Source organism: Pseudomonas sp. MF09156, from assembly GCF_059862305.1.
This window is the reverse complement of the sequence record NZ_JCBCUR010000029.1, coordinates 1-20,771: the sequence shown is the minus strand read 5'-3', so window position 1 is coordinate 20,771 and position 20,771 is coordinate 1. Positions and strand designations below refer to the sequence as shown.

Annotated in this window: 21 protein-coding genes and 1 pseudogene; 10 read left to right on the top strand and 12 right to left on the bottom strand. The window is 60.7% G+C overall.

What is annotated here, in order from left to right:
- Positions 1–94: 94 nt before the first annotated feature.
- From AC19YY_RS29885 to AC19YY_RS29860, 6 genes are all read right to left on the bottom strand, one after another.
- Positions 95–994, bottom strand: coding sequence for a DMT family transporter (locus tag AC19YY_RS29885; protein ID WP_172314798.1), 900 nt, complete (start codon positions 992–994; stop codon positions 95–97).
- A 106-nt stretch (positions 995–1,100) separates the two neighbouring features.
- Positions 1,101–3,668 (bottom strand): TonB-dependent receptor, encoded by a 2,568-nt coding sequence (locus AC19YY_RS29880; protein WP_500605232.1) that lies wholly within the window; start codon positions 3,666–3,668, stop codon positions 1,101–1,103.
- Positions 3,669–3,786: 118 nt separating this feature from the next.
- A complete protein-coding gene (locus AC19YY_RS29875) occupies positions 3,787–4,755 on the bottom strand; it encodes a FecR family protein (protein WP_432755169.1) in 969 nt (322 codons plus the stop codon).
- Positions 4,752–5,291 carry an RNA polymerase sigma factor gene (locus AC19YY_RS29870; protein ID WP_169956781.1) on the bottom strand — a complete coding sequence of 180 codons (540 nt, stop codon included), beginning with the start codon at positions 5,289–5,291 and terminating at the stop codon, positions 4,752–4,754. The genes AC19YY_RS29875 and AC19YY_RS29870 overlap by 4 nt, the downstream gene beginning before the upstream one ends.
- 179 nt (positions 5,292–5,470) lie before the next feature.
- On the bottom strand, positions 5,471–6,358 hold the full coding sequence (locus AC19YY_RS29865; RefSeq protein ID WP_169956779.1) for a dihydrodipicolinate synthase family protein: 888 nt from the start codon (positions 6,356–6,358) through the stop codon (positions 5,471–5,473).
- Between the two features lie 25 nt (positions 6,359–6,383).
- Positions 6,384–7,166 (bottom strand): aldolase, encoded by a 783-nt coding sequence (locus AC19YY_RS29860; protein ID WP_169956777.1) that lies wholly within the window; start codon positions 7,164–7,166, stop codon positions 6,384–6,386.
- Between the two features lie 157 nt (positions 7,167–7,323).
- On the opposite strand from AC19YY_RS29860, the gene AC19YY_RS29855 reads away from it, so the two are divergent.
- Positions 7,324–7,851, top strand: coding sequence for a helix-turn-helix domain-containing protein (locus AC19YY_RS29855; RefSeq protein WP_169956775.1), 528 nt, complete (start codon positions 7,324–7,326; stop codon positions 7,849–7,851).
- Positions 7,852–8,008: 157 nt separating this feature from the next.
- Here AC19YY_RS29855 and AC19YY_RS29850 read toward each other — a convergent pair whose 3' ends face one another.
- The gene (locus AC19YY_RS29850; protein ID WP_500605231.1) at positions 8,009–9,025 is read right to left on the bottom strand and encodes a DUF4917 family protein; all 1,017 of its coding nucleotides are present in this window, start codon (positions 9,023–9,025) and stop codon (positions 8,009–8,011) included.
- Between the two features lie 126 nt (positions 9,026–9,151).
- Here AC19YY_RS29850 and yiaY point away from each other — a divergent pair, with 126 nt between their 5' ends.
- The gene (yiaY, locus tag AC19YY_RS29845) at positions 9,152–10,300 is read left to right on the top strand and encodes an L-threonine dehydrogenase (RefSeq protein ID WP_492634237.1); all 1,149 of its coding nucleotides are present in this window, start codon (positions 9,152–9,154) and stop codon (positions 10,298–10,300) included.
- A 96-nt stretch (positions 10,301–10,396) separates the two neighbouring features.
- Positions 10,397–11,071, top strand: a complete 675-nt coding sequence (locus AC19YY_RS29840; RefSeq protein WP_169956770.1) for an NAD(P)H-binding protein — start codon at positions 10,397–10,399, stop codon at positions 11,069–11,071.
- A gap of 10 nt (positions 11,072–11,081) precedes the next feature.
- Here AC19YY_RS29840 and AC19YY_RS29835 read toward each other — a convergent pair whose 3' ends face one another.
- A complete protein-coding gene (locus AC19YY_RS29835) occupies positions 11,082–11,567 on the bottom strand; it encodes a DMT family transporter (protein ID WP_500605230.1) in 486 nt (161 codons plus the stop codon).
- A 77-nt stretch (positions 11,568–11,644) separates the two neighbouring features.
- On the opposite strand from AC19YY_RS29835, the gene AC19YY_RS29830 reads away from it, so the two are divergent.
- The 3 genes from AC19YY_RS29830 (at position 11,645) to AC19YY_RS29820 (ending at position 13,916) form a co-directional block, all read left to right on the top strand.
- A complete protein-coding gene (locus tag AC19YY_RS29830; protein ID WP_500605237.1) occupies positions 11,645–12,562 on the top strand; it encodes a LysR family transcriptional regulator in 918 nt (305 codons plus the stop codon).
- A 66-nt stretch (positions 12,563–12,628) separates the two neighbouring features.
- Positions 12,629–13,270, top strand: coding sequence for a LysE family translocator (locus AC19YY_RS29825; RefSeq protein ID WP_170042877.1), 642 nt, complete (start codon positions 12,629–12,631; stop codon positions 13,268–13,270).
- A gap of 118 nt (positions 13,271–13,388) precedes the next feature.
- Positions 13,389–13,916 carry a DUF4142 domain-containing protein gene (locus AC19YY_RS29820; RefSeq protein ID WP_169956762.1) on the top strand — a complete coding sequence of 176 codons (528 nt, stop codon included), beginning with the start codon at positions 13,389–13,391 and terminating at the stop codon, positions 13,914–13,916.
- A gap of 53 nt (positions 13,917–13,969) precedes the next feature.
- Here the strand turns inward: AC19YY_RS29820 and AC19YY_RS29815 are convergent, their stop codons facing one another.
- Positions 13,970–14,392 carry a low affinity iron permease family protein gene (locus AC19YY_RS29815; RefSeq protein WP_170042876.1) on the bottom strand — a complete coding sequence of 141 codons (423 nt, stop codon included), beginning with the start codon at positions 14,390–14,392 and terminating at the stop codon, positions 13,970–13,972.
- Positions 14,393–14,583: 191 nt separating this feature from the next.
- Between AC19YY_RS29815 and AC19YY_RS29810 the strand changes: the two genes are divergently transcribed.
- The gene (locus AC19YY_RS29810; protein ID WP_169956758.1) at positions 14,584–14,730 is read left to right on the top strand and encodes a hypothetical protein; all 147 of its coding nucleotides are present in this window, start codon (positions 14,584–14,586) and stop codon (positions 14,728–14,730) included.
- A gap of 13 nt (positions 14,731–14,743) precedes the next feature.
- Here AC19YY_RS29810 and AC19YY_RS29805 read toward each other — a convergent pair whose 3' ends face one another.
- On the bottom strand, positions 14,744–15,244 hold the full coding sequence (locus AC19YY_RS29805) for a methylated-DNA--[protein]-cysteine S-methyltransferase (RefSeq protein ID WP_169956756.1): 501 nt from the start codon (positions 15,242–15,244) through the stop codon (positions 14,744–14,746).
- Positions 15,245–15,358: 114 nt separating this feature from the next.
- A pseudogene (locus AC19YY_RS29800) lies at positions 15,359–15,484 on the bottom strand (type II toxin-antitoxin system HicB family antitoxin); the annotation flags it as partial.
- 147 nt (positions 15,485–15,631) lie between these two features.
- Here AC19YY_RS29800 and AC19YY_RS29795 point away from each other — a divergent pair.
- The 3 genes from AC19YY_RS29795 (at position 15,632) to AC19YY_RS29785 (ending at position 19,060) form a co-directional block, all read left to right on the top strand.
- Positions 15,632–16,981: a hypothetical protein gene (locus AC19YY_RS29795; protein WP_500605229.1), complete on the top strand. Its 1,350-nt coding sequence runs from the start codon at positions 15,632–15,634 to the stop codon at positions 16,979–16,981.
- A gap of 69 nt (positions 16,982–17,050) precedes the next feature.
- Entirely contained in the window at positions 17,051–18,415 is a 1,365-nt protein-coding gene (locus AC19YY_RS29790; protein ID WP_500605228.1) for a hypothetical protein, read from the top strand.
- Positions 18,416–18,427: 12 nt separating this feature from the next.
- A complete protein-coding gene (locus tag AC19YY_RS29785; RefSeq protein WP_500605227.1) occupies positions 18,428–19,060 on the top strand; it encodes a hypothetical protein in 633 nt (210 codons plus the stop codon).
- Positions 19,061–19,133: 73 nt separating this feature from the next.
- On the opposite strand, the gene AC19YY_RS29780 is transcribed toward AC19YY_RS29785, so the two are convergent.
- Entirely contained in the window at positions 19,134–20,678 is a 1,545-nt protein-coding gene (locus tag AC19YY_RS29780) for an acyltransferase family protein (protein WP_500605226.1), read from the bottom strand.
- Between the last annotated feature and the right edge of the window lie 93 nt (positions 20,679–20,771).

Genomic DNA, 20,771 nt, shown 5'->3' with positions numbered 1-20,771 from the left:
ATCAAAATGTGGGAGCTGGCTTGCCTGCGATAGCATCACCTCGCTTTACCTGATACACCGAGGTGCCTGCATCGCAGGCAAGCCAGCTCCCACATCAGATCGTGCTCGCCTTGGAGACCGGTGCAGGCTGCACAGCCGTCTTGCGCCCCAACATCACCGTGACGATCACCCCGCAGGCGAACAGCCAAGTAATCGGCTCGATGTGCTCGCCAAAAAACAGCGCGGAAAAGGCGATGGTGAAAAAGATCTGCAACAGCTGGATCTGGCTGACCCGCGCGATCCCCCCCATGGCCAGCCCGGCATACCAGGCAAAGAACCCCAGGAACTGCGAGAACAGCGAGACGTAGCCAAACGCCCACCAGGTGCGCGCCGAGATTGCGCCTTCATGTTGCAGCGCCAGGTACGTCACCGGCCCGATCAATAGCGGCGTCGACAGCACCAGCGCCCAGCAGATCACCTGCCAGCCGCCCATCTCCTTGGCCAGTCGGCCGCCTTCGGCATACCCCAGGCCGCCCACGGCAATCGCCCCGAGCATCAGCAGGTCGCCAGCCTGGATGCTGCCGGCACCCGTGATCAACGCATAGCCGAGCACCAACGCGCTGCCCAGTGCCGCGCAGGCCCAGAAAGCTTTTGACGGACGCTCATGGGACAGCCACGCCGCATACAGCGCCACGCACAGCGGTTGCAGGCCGTTGACCAGGGCGCCATGGGAGGCGGGCAGGGTTTGCATGGCCCAGGCCGACAACACCGGGAAGCCGAGGATCACCCCGGCAATCACCAGCGCCAGGCCGCGCACCTGGCGCCAGGTCGGCCAGGCTTCGCGGTGCCAGAGCAACAGCAGGGCCGCCGGCACCGCCGCGAACAAGGCGCGGCCCAGGCCATTGAGCAATGGATGGATTTCCTGCACCACGATGCGGGTGAAGGGCAGGGTCAGGCTGAAGATGATGACGCCGAGCAGGCCGAGGGCCATGCCGGTGTTTTCGCGCGAATTCATGGGAGCAACCGGATTGAATGGGCAGGCAGGTGCTGCCCATCTAGCCACAAAGCCCGCAGGACGCGGGCTTACAGCTGGGTGCAGATTGAACCGTACAGTTGGGCGGTTAGAAGAAGCGGGTCACGCTGATCTTGGCGTTGCGCCCGACGCTGGTGGCGCTGTCGCCGCTCAAGGCTGGCATGTAGCTGCGGTTGAACAGGTTGTCGACGGTGAAGTTGACTTCAGTGCCCTTGAGGTACGCCTGTTGCGGCGTCCATTTGGCGAACAGGCCCTGGGTGTCGTAGCTGTCGTTGGCGTACTGGTCGTAAAACAGGTCGCCAAAGCCACTGTTCAGGCCGCTCGAATATTTGTCGCTGGGCAGGCGATCGGTCTTGCGCACGAACTGGCCTTGCCAGCCCACTTGTGCGTCCCAGGCGGGAATCTTGGTGCCAAGCACAGCGACCCACTTGGCCGGTGGAATGTCCCGGGCCCAGACGTGGATGTCGCTGGCCCACGGGTTGGTGTAGGGGTTTTCGCGTTTGCCGGTGGCCCACGAGTAGCTCAGGGAGCCGAACAGATAGGTCGAGTCGTAGTAGCCTTCGAGCTCGAAGCCCTTGATGGTCATGCTGCCGATGTTGCGGTAGTTGGCCTTTGACGCCATGTCGGTGCAGACATCGGCGATGGAGCCGACTTGGGAGTTTTGTTCCTTGCAGCCAATCCCGGTGGCCTTGAAGATCTCGTCTTCGATCTTGTTGTGGAACAACGTCGTACGCAGTTGCAGGCTGTCGCCGCTGGCCATCACGTTGGCAAAGCTGGTGACGTTACCCACGGTGATGGCAGTGATGCGTTCCGGGTCCAGATTGCGGCTGGTGGAGGTGCGGCTGCCCAGGCCCTGGACTTCGTATTGCTCGTCGATCACCGGGGCGCGCCAGGTGCGGCTCCAATTGGCGAACATCACCACGTCCGGGGTGACTTTCCAGAACGCTGCCAGGCGCGGCGACCAGCCGGCATAGGTGCGGTCGCTGTAGTCGTGGCCGTAGGCCGGGTCGGGGTTGCTGTAGTACGGCGCATCGTTGGCCTTGCCCCGGTTGAGCACGTGGTCATAACGCAGGGACGGGGTGATGGTCACGTCGCCCAGGGTCACCGCGTCCTGGATGTAGAACGCGTTGGTGTCGACTTTGCCGTGGGGCATGAAGGCCGGCTGGAAATGCCCGTAGTTGTATTTGGGCGTGTTGTAGGTTGCGCCGGGCATCCAGCTTTCTGTATCGCGGATGTGCTTGCGGATCTGTACGCCGGTAGTCAAGGCATGGTCCAGCGGGCCGCTGTTGAAGCGGCTGATGTTGCGCAGCTCCAGGATCTTGTCGGTGTAGGCGGTGTCCATCTTGCGCCCGCCGGTGGACAGACCGACGACGGCCGTGGCGTCGCGTTCGTCGGTCTGGTCGGTATTGGACTCCGAATAGCTGAGCTTCATGTCGATCAGCGGGTTATCCAGGGGCTGGTATTCGTACTTGCCTGACCACGTGGTATCGACGGTGTGGCGGTTGGCCAGGAACCGTCTTACGGCCGCGTCGTAGCCATAGCGGTCGATATCGGTCTTGCGCGGTGGCGATGGGTAGCTTCTGGCCGAGAAAGGTGTCCAGCGTTCGCTGTTGGCCCGGGAGTAGGAGAAACCGAGGCTGTGCTCATCGGTCAGGTACATGTTCAGTTTGAACAGTTGACCGTCCACATCCTGGGCGCTGTTGGGCAGGCGCTGCGGGTTGATCGGGTATTCCTTGCTGTCATAGTCGCGCGCTGCGGCCAGCTTCATGTCGCCGCCGTCACGCTTGGTCAGGTAGGCCAGGGCGTCGATGCGCCCGTCATCGGTGCGGCCATACACGGCGCCGCTGTAGACCTGTTCGTGGTCGTTGCTGGCATAGCCGTACTTGAGCATCGCACCGCTGTTGCGCCCGTCCTTGAGCAGGTCCGGCGCATCCTTGGTGACCATGTTGACCGTACCGCCGAACCCGCCGTTACCGGTGAAGGCCGAGTGCGGGCCTTTTTCCACCTCGACACTCTTGATCATCTCGGGCTCGATAAACACGGTGCCCTGCTGATAGCGCTCGAAACCGCTTTTGGTCGCGCCATCGACCGTCATCGGTACGTCTTCGGCCTCGCCCATCCCGCGAATATTGATGATCTGCCCGCCCGGTTTCATCGAGCCGCCCATGGTCACCCCCGGCAGCGTCTGCACCAGGCTGGCGATGTTGTTGGGCTGCAGGCGGTCGATATCGGCCTGGGACAGGGTGGAGCGGCCGACGGTGCTGGCGTCGACCTGGTTACCGGTACCGATCACGCTCAAGGCGTCCAACTGCACGCTGGCGCTGTTGGTGGTGCGGCTTTCCTCGGGGCGCACGACATAGGTGCTGCCTACTTTGATCAGAGTGAACTCGCCGGTCTTGAGCAGGGTACGGATCGCCACTTCGGGGGTGAAATCACCGTTGAGCGCGGGCGCCTGGATATTCTTGAGCAGGTCTTCATCGAACAGCAGCTGGATTTTTGCCTGTTGCGCAACCTGGCTCAGGGACGTGGCCAAGGGTTGGGCCGGCAGTTGCAGGGTGAACGACTCGGCCTGGGCCGTGAGGCTGACGGTCAGGCAGGCGGCGATGAGTGTCGGTCGAACAAACAGGTGCTGGGCAAGGCAAGGCGCGCGAAACATGAAATCCCCCAAGGCGGCTAAATAGCCAAAAAAGGCATGCGTATCAAACGCAGACCGGAGGAAGACGCGGCAGGAAAAAAAATCCTCACATGCGAATGCAAAATATTCTCAAGTGGTGCTATTTGCGTGCTTCGATGCGGATCCTGCCGTCGGCCAGGGGCACGGTTTTCACCGGCAACAAGGCAGGCAGGGCGTTGAGCAGCGCGTCCGGGTCATTCACATCGAGGTTGCCGGAAACCTTCAGTTGCGCCACCGGGCCATCGGCCAACACCACGGCCTTGGGCCGGTACAGGCTCAGCTCATCCAGCAGGCTGGCCAGTTCACGGTTGCGAAAGGACAGGTGCCCGCTGCGCCAGTCGGCGACTTCGCCAACGGCCAGGCGTTGTTGCTGCACGGAGCCCTTGGCGTAGTTGTAGGTTGCCCGCTGCTGGGCGCCGAGCATGACGGCGCTGGCTTTTTGGTCGGGGGCGAAGGCAACCATCCCGTGGGCCACGCTGACCACCAACTGCTGCTGGCTGCGGCGCACATCAAACGCGGTGCCCACCACCCGCACATCGGCCTCGCCAGCGCGCACGAACAATGGCCGCTCCTTGTCGGGCGCCACCTCCACGTACAACTGGCCCTGGTCCAGATGGATCACGCGGCGATGGGCATCGAAGTCCACGCGCAACTGCGTGCTGGCGTTGACGTACAAGGTGCTGCCGTCCGGCAGGTCCAGGGTGCGCATGCCTCTGTCCTGTGCCGCGACCTCGGTGTGGTAGAGCCCGCGCGGGGCGCCCAGGTTACTGGCGAGCAAGGCGCAGACCAGCGCGGCCGCCACTGCCAGGGCGGGGCGCCAGGGCGCGGGCTGGCGCGTGGGCAAGGGCACGGGTTTATTCAGTTGCTGCAGTTCGCCAAGGTCGGTCCACAGCTGTTCGAATTCGGCGTAGGCGCGCGCATGGGCCGGCACGGCATGCCAGGTGGCGAAGGCCTTGCGCTCCTGCGTGCTGCTTGCGTTGCGATTGCGCGCAAACCAACTGGCAGCCTGGGCATCGATGGTGTCGTGCTCATCAATTTCGTGGCCGTCGCGGTTGCTCAAGCGGGTCATTCTGGCTGCTCCTTGCCCGGGTCTTTTTGAAGTCGCTGCTTGCAGTGCAGCAGGGCAAAGGCAATGTGCTTTTCCACCATGCTGATCGAAACGCCCATGCGCTCGGCAATCTGCGCCTGGCTCAGGCCTTCGAAGCGGTGCAGCATAAGGGCTTCTCGCCTGCGGGGCGAGAGTTCGGCGAGGACTTCTTTCAACTGTTCCAGGCGTTGGAGGCGCAGGGCGGCGGCCATAGGATCGTTTTGCTCGTCGGTGACAGGCTCGGCATCCCATTCGCCCTGTTCATGATGGACGCTGTGCCGCACCTTCTGTTTGCGCCAGTGGTCGCGCAGCAGGTTGCGCGCCATCTGAAACAAAAAGGCCCGTGGCTGCTCGACCTTGCTCCGGTCGCGGTAGTCCAGCCATTGGGTAAAGACATCCTGGGTCATGTCCGCCGCGTCGCTGGCGTTGTCCGTGCGTTTGCGCAGGTAATGCAGGATATCTGCATAAAACCCGCGAAAGGCGTCGGCCGACAACGGGTCGGGCTTGAAACGAGACATGGATATCCTTCTTGACGCAGCACGCTGCAGAAAAGTCGCGAATGATATCGAGAATTATTGCTATTTGTCTCCGTAAATTTAGCGATGCATGCATTCCCCTGTGGGAGCGGGCTTGCCCGCGATGGCGGTATGTCTGATCCACCGCTATCGCGGGCAAGCCCGCTCCTACAGGGGGTGTTTTAGCGCAACGCGGCCAGCAGCTTCTGCAACTGCGCCTGACCCGCCATGTCCAGTGGGAACACCGGCAACCGCGGATCACCCACCTCCAGCCCGGTCATGCGCAAACCGGCCTTGATCGTCGCCGGCAAGCCACCCTTGAGGATGAAGTCCAGTACCGGCAACTGCCGATAGAACAGTTCGCGTGCCCGGTTCAGGTCGTTGGCCTGCACCGCCTGGTACAGATCCAGGTTGAGCTGCGGGATCAGGTTCGGCGCAGCGGTGCACCAACCCTTGGCCCCGGCGGCGAACGCTTCCAGGGCCAGTGGATTGCAGCCGTTGTAGAACGGCACCTGGCCTTCACCCTGGCGGTACAACTGGTGCATGCGCTGGATGTCGCCGGTGCTCTCCTTGACCATTGTCACGTTATCAACGCTGTTGACGATGCGCAGGATCAACTCCACCGACATATCCGTGCCGCTGGTGGCCGGGTTGTTGTAGAGCATGATCGGCACACCAACGCTGTCGCCGACGGCCGCGTAGTGCGCCAGGATCTGCGCTTCACTGAGCTTCCAGTACGACGTTGGCAGCACCATCACCACATCGGCACCTTCGGCTTCGGCAAAACGTGCGCGGCGCACGGCCTTGGCGGTGGTCAGGTCGGACACGCTGACGATGGTCGGCACGCGCCTGGCGACTTTTTGAATGCTGTAGGCGCTGACTTCATCCCACTCGGCATCGCTCAGGTAGGCGCCTTCACCGGTGCTGCCCAGCGGCGCGATGGCATGCACGCCGCTGTCGATCAAACGGTCGATGGAGTGGCCCAGGGCGTCGAGGTCAAGGGTGCTGCCGTCGGCGCTGAACGGGGTGATGGTGTAGCCGATGATGCCGTGAATTGTAGGGCTGGACATGGAATGTCTCCGGTCGAAAAAGGCTTCAGTTCAGGCAATCGGCGTGTTGGCGCAGGTTCTGCCGAGCGTAGTAGTTGAACGCGGCGCCGTGGCGCTTGGGCTTGGAGATCCAGTCATGGGCCTCGCGTCCCAACTGCGGCAGGATCGGCTTGACGGTCCCGGCGGCCATGGCCAGCAATTGCAGTTTGGCCGCCCGTTCGATCAATTGCGCGATCACGCAGGCTTCTTCGATGGTGCTTCCGGTGGACAACTGGCCGTGGTGCGACAGCAGGATGGCGCGCTTGTCGCCCAGGGCCTCGGTGATGATTTCGCCTTCTTCGTTACCCACCGGCACACCCGGCCAGGCTTCGAGGAACGCACAGTCTTCGTACAGCGGGCACAGGTCCATGTGTGACACCTGCAGCGGTACTTCGAGCATCGACAGCGCGGCGATGTGGGTCGGGTGGGTGTGGATGATGCAGTTCACATCCGGCCGGCCACGGTACACCCAGCTGTGAAAACGGTTGGCCGGGTTGGGCATGCCGTGGCCTTCCAACACTTCCAGGTCTTCGTTGACCAGCAGCAGGTTGCTGGCGGTGATTTCATCGAAACCCAGGCCCAGTTGCTGGGTGTAGTAGGTGCCAGGCTGCGGGCCGCGGGCGGTGATCTGCCCGGCCAGGCCCGAGTCGTGGCCGTTCTCGAACAGAATACGGCAGGTCAGGGCCAGCTTTTGCCGGTCGGTCCACGTATTATCCGCCAGGGTACTTTGCATCTGGGTCAGCGCTTGCTTGACCAGTTGTTCTTTGGGGAGTGCTAATGTCTTGGCCATATCGGTGTCCTTTGGGTGGTTCATTGGACGTCGATTTGCTGGTTCCCGCTGCTCGCAAGGTCGTTGGGTTCTGCAAATGACACTAAAGAGGCTATATGACACAATGTGTCATTGGCAAGCAATAATCATCGCCTCCTGCTTGGATTAATCGCTGCGCATGTCTATCCGTTTGAAATTATTGAGAAAAAAACTCGGTGTCACCTTGGAGGCATTGGCCGAAAAATCCGGGATGACCAAGAGCTACCTGTCCAAAGTCGAACGTGGCTTGAACACCCCGTCAATTGCCGCTGCGCTGAAACTGGCCAAGGCGTTGAACGTCAAGGTCGAGGAGCTGTTCAGCGAAGACAGCGTCAGCCTCGACAGCTACAGCCTGGTGCGCAGCCACGAGCGGCCCGACACTGCACCGGGTTACGCGGTGCTGGCCCACCAGGTCAGCGAGCGCAGCCTGTTGCCGTTCATCATCTACCCGCCGGCAGAATTCAGCGACAAGACCTTCAAGGAGCATTTGGGGGAGGAGTTTCTGTTTGTGCATGAAGGCCGGGTGGAAGTGGACTTCATGAACGAACGGGTGCTGCTCGAGCGCGGTGATGCGTTGCACTTCAATGCGCAAAAGCCCCACCGGATCCGCTCGGTGGGCGAGGTGCAGGCGCAGTTGCTGGTGGTGGTGCACAGCGCCGAGGAATAACGCCGATGCTGGGTTGGAACTCGGTCAATGTGGGAGCTGGCTTGTGTGGGAGCGGGCTTGCTCGCGAAAGCGGTGTGTCATTCAACACATCCAGCGTCTGACCCACCGCTATCGCGAGCAAGCCCGCTCCCACATGGGGTCTCCAGTTAGGCTGGGATCAGTGCTCGACCGGCACCGACAATGCCGGCTTGCCCAGCGCATGGCTGCGCGCCGCAAAGAACCTGAGCTCCACCTCCATCCCTTCGAACAGCGCGGCATACCGCCGCTTTTGCTGCTGGATAAAACCGTCGCTGCGGCCAAATACCGAGATCGCCAGGGTCTTGATCGGCGACCGGCGAATCGCCTCCACCAAGTGCCCGTCCTGTTCGCTCAGGTGATGGCCGAAGATGCACAGCGCACCTGCCTGTCCCAGCAATTGCTCATAGCAGAACGCCAGGTAATCCGAACTGCGAATGCTCTTGAGTTTCTCGCTGCTGGGGCCTTCGTTGATGAACAGCGGTACATCGTCGAGGGTCTTGATCGTGTTGTTGATGGCAAAACTGCTGAGCAACGTGCTGTCAGTGGACGGCAATTTGCGCGCCGAGCCATCCAGGTTGCGCACCAGGTGCAGGCCGCCGTGCAGGTACAGGATGCGCGTCGCGGCGGTAGCGGTATCGCGCAGGTCAAAACGTGATTCGGCGCCGCGAAACAGGTCGTCGATGCCCGGTGTGTGCAGAATCGACCAGTAGTTGAGCAGGTCGTAATTGCTGGTGAACACCGTCTTGTAGCTCGCCAGTTCCTGGTTGATCGTGGCCAGGGTCGACGGCTGCACCAGGCGCCAGGGGATATGCACGGCGTGGATGGTATTGATCAGCGCTTCCTTGATCGCGTAGTAGCGATTGCGCGGCGCGGCGGAGCTGACGGCCAGGGCTTTGTTGACGCGGCTGGTGGTTTTCAGGGCGCCCAGCACCTGCTCGAAGCTGCGGGTCTGCATCGCGTCAAACACGCTCAGTTCGGAAGCGCTGAGGGGCTTTTCTTCGACGGTGCGCGCGTTTTCAAACAGCGAGTCGTAGGCAAAATCTTCCCACACCGCGCGACTGGCACCGTTGCCGATCAGGATGGCGTCGAAGGCGATGCTGTTGCGCAGTGCGTTCCAGTCTTCAAGGGTGGCGTCGATATCCTGGAAATCCTTCATTGCGGCGGGTCTACTCAAAAACGGCTGGGTGGTGACTTTATCACGGGCGGGCGTTGATCTTGGTCAAGATGCCGCAGGCGGGTGGGGTTGATGCTGTAGGCATCAACGTATCCCCGAGGGTTCATCATGAGCAGCACGTTCTTCATTCCCGCCGTCAACATCATGGGCATCGACTGCCTCGACGAAGCCATGAGCGCGATCCGCAATTACGGCTTTCGCAAGGCGCTGATTGTCACCGACGCCGGCCTGGCCAGGGCGGGCGTGGCCAGCATGATTGCCGAGAAGCTGGCAATGCAGGACATCGATTCGGTGATTTACGACGGTGCCAAACCCAACCCCAACGTGGAGAACGTCGAGAACGGCCTGGCGTTGCTGCAGCAAAGTGCCTGCGATTTTGTGGTGTCGTTGGGTGGTGGTTCGCCCCATGACTGCGCCAAGGGCATTGCCCTGTGTGCCACCAATGGCGGGCATATCGGCGACTACGAAGGGGTCGACCAGTCGAGCAAGCCGCAGCTGCCTTTGGTCGCGATCAACACCACCGCCGGCACCGCCAGCGAAATGACGCGTTTTTGCATCATCACCGACGAAACCCGCCACGTGAAAATGGCCATCGTCGACCGCAACGTCACGCCGCTGCTGTCGGTCAACGACCCGGCGCTGATGGTCGCCATGCCCAAGGGCCTGACCGCCGCCACCGGCATGGACGCGCTGACCCACGCCATCGAAGCCTATGTGTCCACGGCGGCCAACCCGATCACCGACGCCTGCGCGATCAAGGCCATCGAGCTGATCAGCGCCAACCTGCGCCTGGCCGTGCGCGACGGCAGCGATATGGCCGCGCGGGAAAACATGGCCTATGCGCAATTTCTCGCCGGCATGGCCTTCAACAACGCCTCCCTGGGTTTTGTCCACGCCATGGCTCACCAGTTGGGCGGCCTCTACGACCTGCCCCACGGCGTGTGTAACGCGGTGCTGTTGCCCCACGTGCAAAGCTTCAACGCCAGCGTCAGCGCGGCACGCCTGAGTGACGTTGGCCGCGCCCTGGGCGTGACCGACAAACACGCCACCTTCGAAGAGGGCGCACAAGCGGCCATCGCGGCGATCCGCTGCCTGTCCCAGGACGTCGACATCCCGGCCGGCCTGCGCGAACTGGGCGCCAAGCTGCAAGACATCCCGCTGCTGGCGACCAACGCCCTCAAGGACGCGTGCGGCCTGACCAACCCACGGCGGGCGGATCAGCGCCAGATCGAGGAGATTTTCCGTAGCGCGTTTTGAGTGGGGCAGCGGCAAGTAGCAAGCTTCAAGCGACAAGCTGTTAACCTGAGCACCTCGTACAGCGCTTAACTTGAAGCTCGCCACTGAGGGCCCCCTATGAGAGTTCTGCTATTCGGCGCCACCGGCATGGTCGGCCAGGGCGTGTTGCGTGAGTGTCTGCTGGCCGCTGATGTGCAGGAAGTGGTGGCCGTAGGGCGCACGGCGTTGACCCAGGAGCATGGCAAGCTGCACCAGGTGTTGCATGCCGATATGTTCGACTTCCAACCCCTGGAGCATCTGCTGCAAGGTTTTGATGCCTGCCTGTTTTGCCTGGGGACGTCGTCGGTGGGCATGGATGAAGCCACCTACACCCGCCAGACCTATGACCTGACCCTGGTCGCTGCCAGCACCCTGGCGCGGCTCAATCCGCAGATGACCTTTGTGTACGTGTCCGGTGCCGGCACCGACAGTTCCGAGCAGGGCAAGGTGATGTGGGCGCGGGTCAAGGGCAAGACCGAGAATGCCTTGCTGCGCCTGCCGTTCAAGGCGGTGTATGTGTTCCGGCCGGGGATCATCCAGCCGCTGCATGGCGTGCGCTCGAAAACCGCGCTGTACCAGACGATCTACAACCTGATCGGGCCGCTGCTGTCACTGGTGCGTCGCGTGCGGCCGGCCTGGGTGGTGAGTACCGAGACCGTGGGCCGGGCGATGCTCAGTGTGGTCCGCCATGGCGCACCGCAACCGGTGATCGAGCCTGCTGACATCCATCGCCTGGCCGCCGAGGGGCGGTGATGGCTGTGGCTCAGCCCGCAGCGGCCAAGGCCTTGGCGGGCGCGGTGCTGAACTGAATCAACGCCACCCCACCGATCAGCATCAGCACGCCGAGCAGGCGCGGCGCGGTCAGTTGTCGTTCCACCAAGCCAAACAAGCCAAAGTGATCGAGTAACAACGAGGCGAGGATTTGCCCGGTCATGGCCAGGGCGATAAATCCCGATGCCCCGAGTTTGGGCAAAAGGACCAGGGCCAGGGAGATAAAACACACACCGAATGCGCCTCCGGTCCACATCCACAGCGGCGCGCTGATAAAACCGAGGCTTGGCAGCGGCAGGCGTAGCGCCAGGATCACTGGCAACAGCACCAGGATACTCACCAGCAGTGAGGCCAGGGTCGCCCACAACGGATGCCCGAGGCCGCGCCCGAGGTTGGCATTGATCGCGCTTTGAAACGGCACCACCGCCCCGGCAATCACCGCCAACAGCAACAAGCCCAGCCAATGCAACGTGGTCATGATCAATCTCCCAAAGGTTTTACTGGACTGTACGGTATTCGTCACGCAGATTTAAATTCCAAGTTCTTATGCTGAACATGCATGCCATGAATGATTTGCGCCGCATCGACCTCAACCTGCTGGTGATCCTGGACGCCCTGCTCAGCGAGCAGCACGTCACCCGCGCCGCCGAGCGCCTGCATCTGAGCCAGCCGGCGGTAAGCCACGCGCTGGCGCGGTTGCGGGATCTGCTGGGCGACCCATTGCTGGTGCGCCAGGGTGGCGGCCTGGTCGCCACCGCCCGCGCATTGGAGCTGGCGGCGCCGCTGGCCGATGCGCTGGCCCAGGTCCAGTCGTTGCTGGCGCCGAACCGCTTCGACCCGGCGTCGGCCAGGCGTACGTTTCGCCTGGCCATGTCCGATTACGGCGCGGCGCTGCTGTTACCCGGGCTGGCACGGGCGCTGCGCGAGCAGGCGCCGGGGATTGACCTGGCCATCACCCACGCCAGTCGCGAAGGCATGCAGGAAGGGGTGCTCAGTGGTGAGATCGACCTCGCGGCCGGGGTATTTCCCGACCTGCCCGCCGAGCTGCGCAGCACGCCGTTGTTCGAGGAGCACTACGCCTGCCTGGTCGACCGCGACAGCTTGCCCGCAGGCGGTGTGCTCGACTTGCCCACTTATCTCGCGCGGCCCCATGTGCTGCTGGAAATGCGCGGTAGCGGCACCCCGGAAATCGAACGGGCACTGACCGCGATCCGTGAACGGCGCCACGTGGCAATCAGCCTGCCCCACTGGGGCATCGCACCGCAGTTGATCCAGGGCACTGACCTGATCCTCACCGTGTCTTCCCAGGGGCTGCTGAACATCGACTCCCGGCACTTGCTGGTGGTGCCGCCGCCGTTCCATATCCCGTCCTTCGGTTTTGTCTTGGCCTGGCATAAACGCCGTGGTGGGGATGGCGCCTTGCAGTGGTTGATCGCCCAAGTGCAAGACGTGTTGGCCAAACGCGCGGCCTAGCATTGCAGTGCCGGATGGATTGTGCACAATCGACGCGCCCCTCTTATTTATCTGAGCGTGTTACCCATGACTTCATCATTGCTGTTTGCCGTCATCGCCTCGGGCTTTATCTATGGCATCACGCCGGGGCCCGGGGTGCTGGCGGTATTTGGCATTGGGGCGGCGCGCGGGCGTCGGGCCGGCGCGGGTTTTCTGTGCGGGCACCTGTTGGGTGATGTGGTGTGGTGTAGCACCGCGTTGGTGGCGATTGTCGGTGCCCGGGAAATCGGCAGCAGTGCGTTTGATGTATTGGGTGTGCTCAGCGCGCTGTATCTGTTTTGGCTGGGCATTCGGGCGATTCGTACCCGCAGCCGCAGCGGCGAGGCTGCCCAGGGCGCCGCGCGCCAACCGTTCTGGCATGGCATTTTGTTTGGCCTGACCAACCCCAAGGCGTACCCGGTAGCCGTGGCTACGTTCACCGCGTTGCTGTCGAGCCGGGCCGAGTTGCTGACCTGGGGCATGTTGCCGTGGTTGATTGTCCTGAGCTTTTTCGGTGGCCTGCTGGCTTACGGGATCCTGATCGGCGTGGTGGGCGCGCGGCAGGTGCGCACGGTGTATCAGCGCCATGAAGTGTTGATCACCAAGCTGTGCGGCGTGATGTTCATCGGTTTTGCGATCAATGCCCTGGCTCACGCACTGCCGGGCTTGCTGGGCAGTAAAACCTCCTGAGCAGCGACGACCGTTCGTCGCACCAGCAAGTTTTTTCTAAACCTTTGCCGCCCTGAAAATTCAGATTCAGGGCGGGGCTCGTTCCCCGGCATGTCTTTATTACCTGGAGGAACCCATCATGAGCCGCATGGCTATCCGGTTACGCACCGCCACTTTCGCGATGCTGCTGGGCCTCGGCGCCAGCAATGCTTTCGCCCAAGGGCCGGCCGAATTCATCGAACAGGCCTCGGCCAAGGGCATGGCCGATATCGAAACCAGCCGCATGGCCCACGCCAAGACCTCGTCCCAGGAGATCAAGGACTACACCATCGAGGTCATCAACGAACGCACCCTGGCCAATCAACATTTGGCGGCCATTGCGAAAAAACTCGACCTGCCAGTGGCACCTCGCGACCAGATCGTCGACAAGGCCGAAACCCTGATGCCTGAACTGACCGATGGCGATTCCTTCGACGCCGCCTACACAGCCCAGCAGGTCAAGGCCAACGAAGATGCAATCGCGCTGTTCAAGCAGGAAGGCGCGGCGTCGGACATCCCCGAAATAAAGGCATTGGTTGACGAAACCCTGCCCAAGCTGGAAACCCGCCTGGAAAAAGCCCGGGCGCTGGCTTCATCCTATGGCAAGAGCCGTAACGGCGACGGTTGATCGCGGGCCTGGTCATGCAAGCGGCGGTTGGAGCTGATCCAGCCGCCGTTTTTTTATGCCTGGTTCAGGTCGGTCTTGACTGAGCCGCCTGGGTCCGCTGCTGTGCTGTCGCCGCCGAGGCTGACGGTTTGGCGCTCGCCCAGGGTACGGTATTCGCTGCGCAGTTTTTCCAGGGCTTTGAAGTCCAGGCCATCGAGGCTCAGTACCGCGTTCTGTGCATCCTTGGTCACCCGCAGCAACTCATCAATCTTGATATGCAACATGTCGCTGTCACGGTTCTGGGTGTTCTGGATCAGGAACACCATCAGGAAGGTGATGATGGTAGTGGACGTGTTGACCACCAATTGCCATGTGTCGTTGTAGTGAAACCAAGGGCCGCTGACGCCCCACAGCACAATCAACACCACTGCCGCAAAGAAGGTACGGGCGCTGCCTGCCCAGCGGGCCAGGGATTGGGAAAGGGTCGAGAACTTCATGGTGATGCTCCAGGTAGGTGCTGATGAAGTACTGACCGTGGCGGCACGCTGAAATTTCTTTTTACAATTGTTGACCTGCATGAATTTGACGGGGCTGTGCAACCGTTGGGCAGGTTCGAGGCGCAGGCATCGAACCCTGCTGGTGTAGACCGGTCACTATTTCATCACCCCGTCAAAATGGAAGCGTGATCATGAGCCTCTCTCGTACTCTCTGCCTGGCCTGCTGCCTGGTGCTGTTGCAAGGCTGTTTCGACAGTTCTAACAATGAAACCCAAGACAACACCGACGGCAGCAAATCCTCGGTGCAGTTGAAGGATTCCAAGGCTGATCAGCCCTAGCGCTTGGTGGCTGTCAGAACAACGACCTTGTAGCCTCGCCATCCTCGAGGGTCAGCAAATACTGCTTGGCTTCAAGCCCGCCGGCAAACCCGGTCAGCCCGCCCGAAGCACCGATCACCCGATGGCAGGGCGCGACGATCGAAATCGGATTGCGCCCGTTCGCCGCACCGACCGCGCGCACGGCCTTGGGGTTGCCGATCTGCGTAGCGATCTGGCTGTAGCTGCGGGTCTCACCGAAAGGAATGGTCAACAGTGCGCTCCAGACTTTTTTCTGGAACTCGGTACCGTCAAAGTCCAGTTCCAGCTCGAAGCGGTCGCGGGTGCCGGCAAAATACTCGTTCAACTGTCGCTCGGCCTCCAGCAGCACCGGGCTGTGGTTGACCTCTACCAGTTCGCCCAGGCGCACACGGTTGGCGCGCTCGGTTTCCCACAGGATGGCGGCGAGCTTGCCGTTGCGGGCAACCAGGGTCAGTTGGCCGACGGGGGAGGGCATCAGTTTGTATTCACACGGCATGAGTGGGCTCCTTGTTGCGCGGATCATTTAGCGGACAGGCCTGCACTTTAGCGCTCATCGCGGGTGGGTGAACTACGTTTCTTGCGGTCAAATTCGGCGGTGTCACCGCTGTTGTTACAGTAACTTCAACGCTGGCGACGCGAGGAACCCCGAGCGGCTTTTTTCTTCCGGGGGATGCAGTACGTACCCGTCAATTCGGTTGAGCAAATAGCCAGGCAGCGTGATGTTGAGCTTCTGCGCCGGCAGGTGCTGCAAGCAAGCAGTGTATGAGCGCGGGACAAGGCTGCAGGAGGGGGGGGGATTGCGGGTTTTACTGGCAAATTCCAGGCATAAAAAAACCGGCCACATGGGCCGGTTTTTTCTTCATCCCCAACCCCGGCGAAGCAGGTGGGCGGCGAGCTGTTCAACGAGGGTTTCGAGGGGGCGCTACCGTCCAACGGGTTCACCAATCAGCGTAACGACAACGCCAGCGGGCCGTTGCTGCTGGATTTGAGCGCCATTCCCCAGCGCCTGGCCCAGCACGTCCACGACCTGACACACCGGGAAGCGCTGCAGGATGCCCACCGCCTGACCAAAGATCCCCAAATCAGGGCGGTGCTTCTCGACAAGCTTGGCCCGCGCGGCGCGGATTCGTTCCTGCCGTGGTTGAAGGCCATAGCCAATGACCGCAACCCACCGGAAACCGGCAACTTCAATCGGTTCCTCGACGCGGCCAGGACAAATACGTCCATCGTGGGCCTGGGCCTTTCCAGCACCACCTTGCTGGCGCAGGTCGGCGGCCTGATCCCGGGCCTGCTGTACGTCAAGCCGAAGCTGTTGGCTCAAAGTCTGCTCGATGGCATCCGGTCGCCCGTCGAGATGTACAGAATGATTACCGATGCATCGCCGGCGATGCGCCTTCGTTGGGATATGGAGGACGGCCGACTGGCTTCAAGCATGGCTGACCTGATCGGCAAAAACGCATTCTTCCGCAAGCGTGACGACCTGGTGCGGTTCTCGTTCAACCTGCTGGGCTACCTGGATCGCGGCATTTCCGGCGCAATCTGGATGGCCAGTTACCGCGAAGGCCTGGCCGCCGGCAAGGAAGCGTCCGCCGCTGCGCTCGATGGCGACAATGCGGTGCGCCTATCCCAGGGCGGCACCGGGGCAATGGATATTGCGGCCATCCAACGCAAGGACCAGGGCGCTGCCATGCGCCTGCTGACCATGTTCTATACACCGTTCTCGGCCTACTACAACCAGAACCGCGACCTGGCGTTCGAAGCAAAGCAGGGATCGCGCACGGTGGCCAGCGCTGCCGCTGCAATGCTGGCCGTGGCGTTCTTCCAGGGCGTGGTGGGCGATCTGCTAACCGGTAAAGGGCCGGACGAAGACGAGAACACCGCCGCATGGATGGCAAAAAGCACGCTTGGGTTTGGGGTTTCCGGGTTCCCGGTCATCCGCGACACCATCGGCGCAGCACTCAGTGGTCACGCCGGATCGCTATCGCCGGCATGGCAGGCCATCAACGCAGGGCGCCAGGCCGCTGGCGCGGTTACTGGATTGGTTACCGGCGATAAGGATGCAGGTGCAGCAGCCAAGTCTGTGGTCACCGCTGGCGGCTATCTGCTGGGCGTACCGACAAAACCGCTAACCCGCCAGGGCTCGTACCTCTGGAATGTTGCCGTGGGCGAGGAAACCCCTGAAGACGCCGCCGAGTTCATCAAAGCCCTGTTGCACGGGGCCCCGAAAAAGTAAGTCCGCAGCAGCCAACGAAGCCCGCCACTGAGCGGGTTTTTTTTCGTCCCGAGAAAAGGAGTCACGACAGTGACCGTCAATACAATTAGCAGCATTGCGGAGTTCGATACCAACGGGGTTACTACCAACTTCCCGTTCTACTTCAAGTTCTTGGCCAATGAGGACTTGGTCGTTACCTACGTTGATCCGCTGGGCGTCAGCTCAACGCTGACCCTCGGCACGCACTACACCGTGAATGGCGCGGGCAATGACCAGGGCGGGAGCATCGTTACGACCTCGGCGCTGGCCGGCCCTGGCCAACTGGTTGTGTCCAGGGAAATGGAAGCTTTCCAGCAAACCAGCCTGCGCAACCAGGGCAAGTTTCTGGCGGAAACCCACGAGGATGTGTTCGACAAGCTGACCATGCTCATTCAGCAGGGGCTGGCCACGTTCACGCGGGCACTCAAGCGGCCACTGGGGCGCGACTATTTCTTTGCTGAAAACCGCCGCATTACCAGCGTCAAAGACCCCGAGGAACCGCAGGACGCAGCAACTAAAAATTCCGTTGAGCAATATGTCGGGAGCGTGCTTGGCTCTATTCAGGGGCCAATCAACAACTCAGCCAACGTTCTGTACGTCCGGCCATCCGGTACGCCTGGCGTTGTCCAGGACCTGGCCACGGGCGAGGGCTATGACTACGTTGGGGCGACACTGCCAACCGGGGTGTTCTCCACGGTCAAAGGCTTCTTCAATTGGATCCTCGACCGGATCACGCTGAGTACTTCGGGCTCGGCCAGTATCGTTGCCGCAATTGCGAAAGGTGGAAAGGTCGTTATACAAAATGGCGGCCATTACCTACTTACTCCTGCCATCTGCGACTATGCGGCCGACCCCGACGTAGGTTTCGCTGGCAACTCAAGCAAGCGAATCGACTTGTCTGGAGATACCCCAGGCGGGACAATTTTAAGCAACCAAACCAACGACTTTGCCGTCACGCTGCAGGGCAGCTACCTACCGACCCCGCCACATGTAACGCAGAACTTCGGTGGTTTTGATCGCGTTGGTAATTTCACGATCGTAGGCCCATCTGTAACAACGCCGGTAACTACAGACGTTGGCGGTAGTGGCTTGAGGATCGCGATTAAGGCCAACACCGAGATTCACAGCTTTACAGCAATTAACCTGCGTCGCGGCATAGTTCTTGAGGATGTTTTAACCAGCACCCTTCAAGACGTGAACATCATCGGATGCTATCGAGGCATCACTGCCAAGGCTGATAACGGTATCTCGGCCCCGAATGCTATGAGCTGGCGGCGCGTGCGTGTGCATGCCTGCGCTGAACATGGTGTGGTTTCTGACCTGGGATCGGCCTCACATCTGGATGTTCTAACGTCCGAAGGCAATGGCACGATGGGGACTGGTAGTAACTCTGTTTGGTTTACTGCTCAGGCCTAGCAGACTGCCGGCATGACTGTCATTACCGCTTGGTATTCCGAGCTTAATTCGGGGTCAACAGATTTCCGCCTCGACAATAACAGCAGTCACCAGCAGGTCGTTAAATTCAATGGCGGGATGTTTCAGCGAGTAACTACTACCGCATATGTCGGTACATGTCTTTATGCAACCAGTATTGCCGGTCGAACAATTATCTACCTTGACTCTGTAATCTTCCGAAGTGACTTCGGTTATGTGCCGTCCTCCACTCGCCCTTACTGGGACGTCGGCTCTTACTCTGAGGTTATCTGGAACGAGACATGTGTTTTCTCTGAAACCACATCATTGGTTTATTGGCTATGCCTATACCGCCCTTACTCGTTCTCGGTTGCAGCAGATGGCACGATCTTGAGCGGTCCACCTGGCTTCGGTATTACCGCCCTCGGCAGTGGTCTTTACCGCCTGTTCCGGACTGCTGGGCTTGCACAATTTGCAAAATCTGCGGATGACGTGAGCGTGATAGTGACGCCGGGGGTAGGCGGTTTCGCACACTACATTCCCGCTAAAACCACCACGACAATTGATATCCAGCTGCATAACGGTTCGGCGCCAGCCAACGCGAAGTTCGACGTGGAGATTCGCCGGAACGCGGGGTTCTACGCCTGACGATCAATTTCTCGGGCGCAAAAAAAACGCCCAAGGCCGCAAAGCCTGGGGCGTTTCTATTTTTCAGGCTGGTCTAGTTCCACACCTGCTTGAACATTGGCACCAGTTTCTTGTTGCCTGATTCGCTCAAGTGGTTGTCGTCCCAGTACAGCGACTTTCCATCGACGGACCCATAGCAGGCGGTCGCATCACAAAGGGCAGGCTCAGGGTCCAGCAGGTGGATTCCACAGGCTGCAGCCGCATCGTTCATCACCGATACTACAAATGCATTGCGCTCGCGATAGCTGTCCAGGGATACTGCGATGTCAGCAGCCTTGCCGAACTTCACTTCATCCCTGGCAAGCTTGGTCGGAACGTTTACGCCCATTTCCGGAATTGGCTTGGTCACGTACACAGGCCTGTGCTTGGCAAGTTCGCACATCGAAGACACGTAGCGCTTGCGGAATTCTTCCTTATAAGCAGCATCCAGCGGGCCGGGCTCGCTGAAATACATCAGCGGTCCAGTGGTTGGGTCTTTGCGCTCGTTATGGCCCAGGACATAAACGGATGACCTGTTTGTAACAACCAAAGGTACGCCGGGCAGGGTGCTACTCAGTTCCTGAATCTGCTTGCTGACAAAGTCACCACATTGGTAATCGGCGGGCATCCCTTGCAGCTTCATGCCTGGGATCGTCATGCAGCTGATATAGCCCAGGTACAGCGTTGAGCGTTCTGGCCCAGCAGCATCAGTCACTGCGCTGACGATGGCATCGGCATGGCTGTCACCGATAACGATAACTCCGACTGGTTTCTCTGGGTTGCCGAAAACACACTTGGGGGAGTCGACACCAGACTCAATAAAGCAATTCTTGCTCGCCGGGTTCTTGTTGGTTCGCTCTCGATCCGCTGCTGCAACCATGTCGCTGACTCGGGATTCAACCCCGCGCTTGACGAATACAAGCGAGGCCGAGGCGCCAACTACAAGGACCAAGGCCGCGTAGCAGGCGAGGTGTGGCAATTGAGAGAGCGGTACCTTGATGGTCCGAGAAGGCTTTTCCACCAGGTACAGAGACGCAAAACCAAGAATTACAGACGCAGCAATCCCCGCGGCTACGACTGGGGCGTTGTTCGCCATGCCGTAGTAGCCGATCAAAACTACAACCGGCCAATGCCAAAGGTAGATTGAGTAAGAGGCTTCACCGATCCAGCCGGCTACTTTGTTGTTGGTGACGATCGAGGTTTGATCTGCCGCGCAGACCATCAGGGCGGTACCCAGCACCGGGAGCAGGGCAAGCCAGCCCGGCCAAACATCTGCCGCTGTGAAAAACCAGACGCTGGCAGCGATCATGATCAGGCCAATGACGCTGGCAGACTGCTTGTGCGATTGCTTCATATGCACAGGGAACAGGTAGACAAGGCCGCCAACAATCATTTCCCAGGCCCGGGAAGGGAGCGTATAGAAAGCTGTGTTCGGGTAGTGTGTGCTTGCGTACAGGCAAAGTGCGAATGAGCCCGCGCCGAGAGCGACTAGCAGCATTCTTGTGGTGTTGAAGCTGAACATCTTGCGGGCTGCAAGGATGATCAGTGGGTACACCATGTAGAACTGGGCGGTTGCAGGAGCTGAGTGCAACACGGTCATTGAATTGAAGCTGGAGCATCATGCCGCATAGCCATGGCCTTCTGCATCACCTCGCCCATAACTTCGATTGGGCATTTGAAGTCGAAGCGCTTA

Coding starts and splice junctions, on each gene's coding strand:
- AC19YY_RS29885 (WP_172314798.1), bottom strand. CDS start 994: ATGAATTCGCGCGAAAACACCGGCATGGCCCTCGGCCTGCTCGGCGTC.
- AC19YY_RS29880 (WP_500605232.1), bottom strand. CDS start 3,668: ATGTTTCGCGCGCCTTGCCTTGCCCAGCACCTGTTTGTTCGACCGACA.
- AC19YY_RS29875 (WP_432755169.1), bottom strand. CDS start 4,755: ATGACCCGCTTGAGCAACCGCGACGGCCACGAAATTGATGAGCACGAC.
- AC19YY_RS29870 (WP_169956781.1), bottom strand. CDS start 5,291: ATGTCTCGTTTCAAGCCCGACCCGTTGTCGGCCGACGCCTTTCGCGGG.
- AC19YY_RS29865 (WP_169956779.1), bottom strand. CDS start 6,358: ATGTCCAGCCCTACAATTCACGGCATCATCGGCTACACCATCACCCCG.
- AC19YY_RS29860 (WP_169956777.1), bottom strand. CDS start 7,166: ATGGCCAAGACATTAGCACTCCCCAAAGAACAACTGGTCAAGCAAGCG.
- AC19YY_RS29855 (WP_169956775.1), top strand. CDS start 7,324: ATGTCTATCCGTTTGAAATTATTGAGAAAAAAACTCGGTGTCACCTTG.
- AC19YY_RS29850 (WP_500605231.1), bottom strand. CDS start 9,025: ATGAAGGATTTCCAGGATATCGACGCCACCCTTGAAGACTGGAACGCA.
- yiaY (WP_492634237.1), top strand. CDS start 9,152: ATGAGCAGCACGTTCTTCATTCCCGCCGTCAACATCATGGGCATCGAC.
- AC19YY_RS29840 (WP_169956770.1), top strand. CDS start 10,397: ATGAGAGTTCTGCTATTCGGCGCCACCGGCATGGTCGGCCAGGGCGTG.
- AC19YY_RS29835 (WP_500605230.1), bottom strand. CDS start 11,567: ATGACCACGTTGCATTGGCTGGGCTTGTTGCTGTTGGCGGTGATTGCC.
- AC19YY_RS29830 (WP_500605237.1), top strand. CDS start 11,645: ATGCATGCCATGAATGATTTGCGCCGCATCGACCTCAACCTGCTGGTG.
- AC19YY_RS29825 (WP_170042877.1), top strand. CDS start 12,629: ATGACTTCATCATTGCTGTTTGCCGTCATCGCCTCGGGCTTTATCTAT.
- AC19YY_RS29820 (WP_169956762.1), top strand. CDS start 13,389: ATGAGCCGCATGGCTATCCGGTTACGCACCGCCACTTTCGCGATGCTG.
- AC19YY_RS29815 (WP_170042876.1), bottom strand. CDS start 14,392: ATGAAGTTCTCGACCCTTTCCCAATCCCTGGCCCGCTGGGCAGGCAGC.
- AC19YY_RS29810 (WP_169956758.1), top strand. CDS start 14,584: ATGAGCCTCTCTCGTACTCTCTGCCTGGCCTGCTGCCTGGTGCTGTTG.
- AC19YY_RS29805 (WP_169956756.1), bottom strand. CDS start 15,244: ATGCCGTGTGAATACAAACTGATGCCCTCCCCCGTCGGCCAACTGACC.
- AC19YY_RS29785 (WP_500605227.1), top strand. CDS start 18,428: ATGACTGTCATTACCGCTTGGTATTCCGAGCTTAATTCGGGGTCAACA.
- AC19YY_RS29780 (WP_500605226.1), bottom strand. CDS start 20,678: ATGACCGTGTTGCACTCAGCTCCTGCAACCGCCCAGTTCTACATGGTG.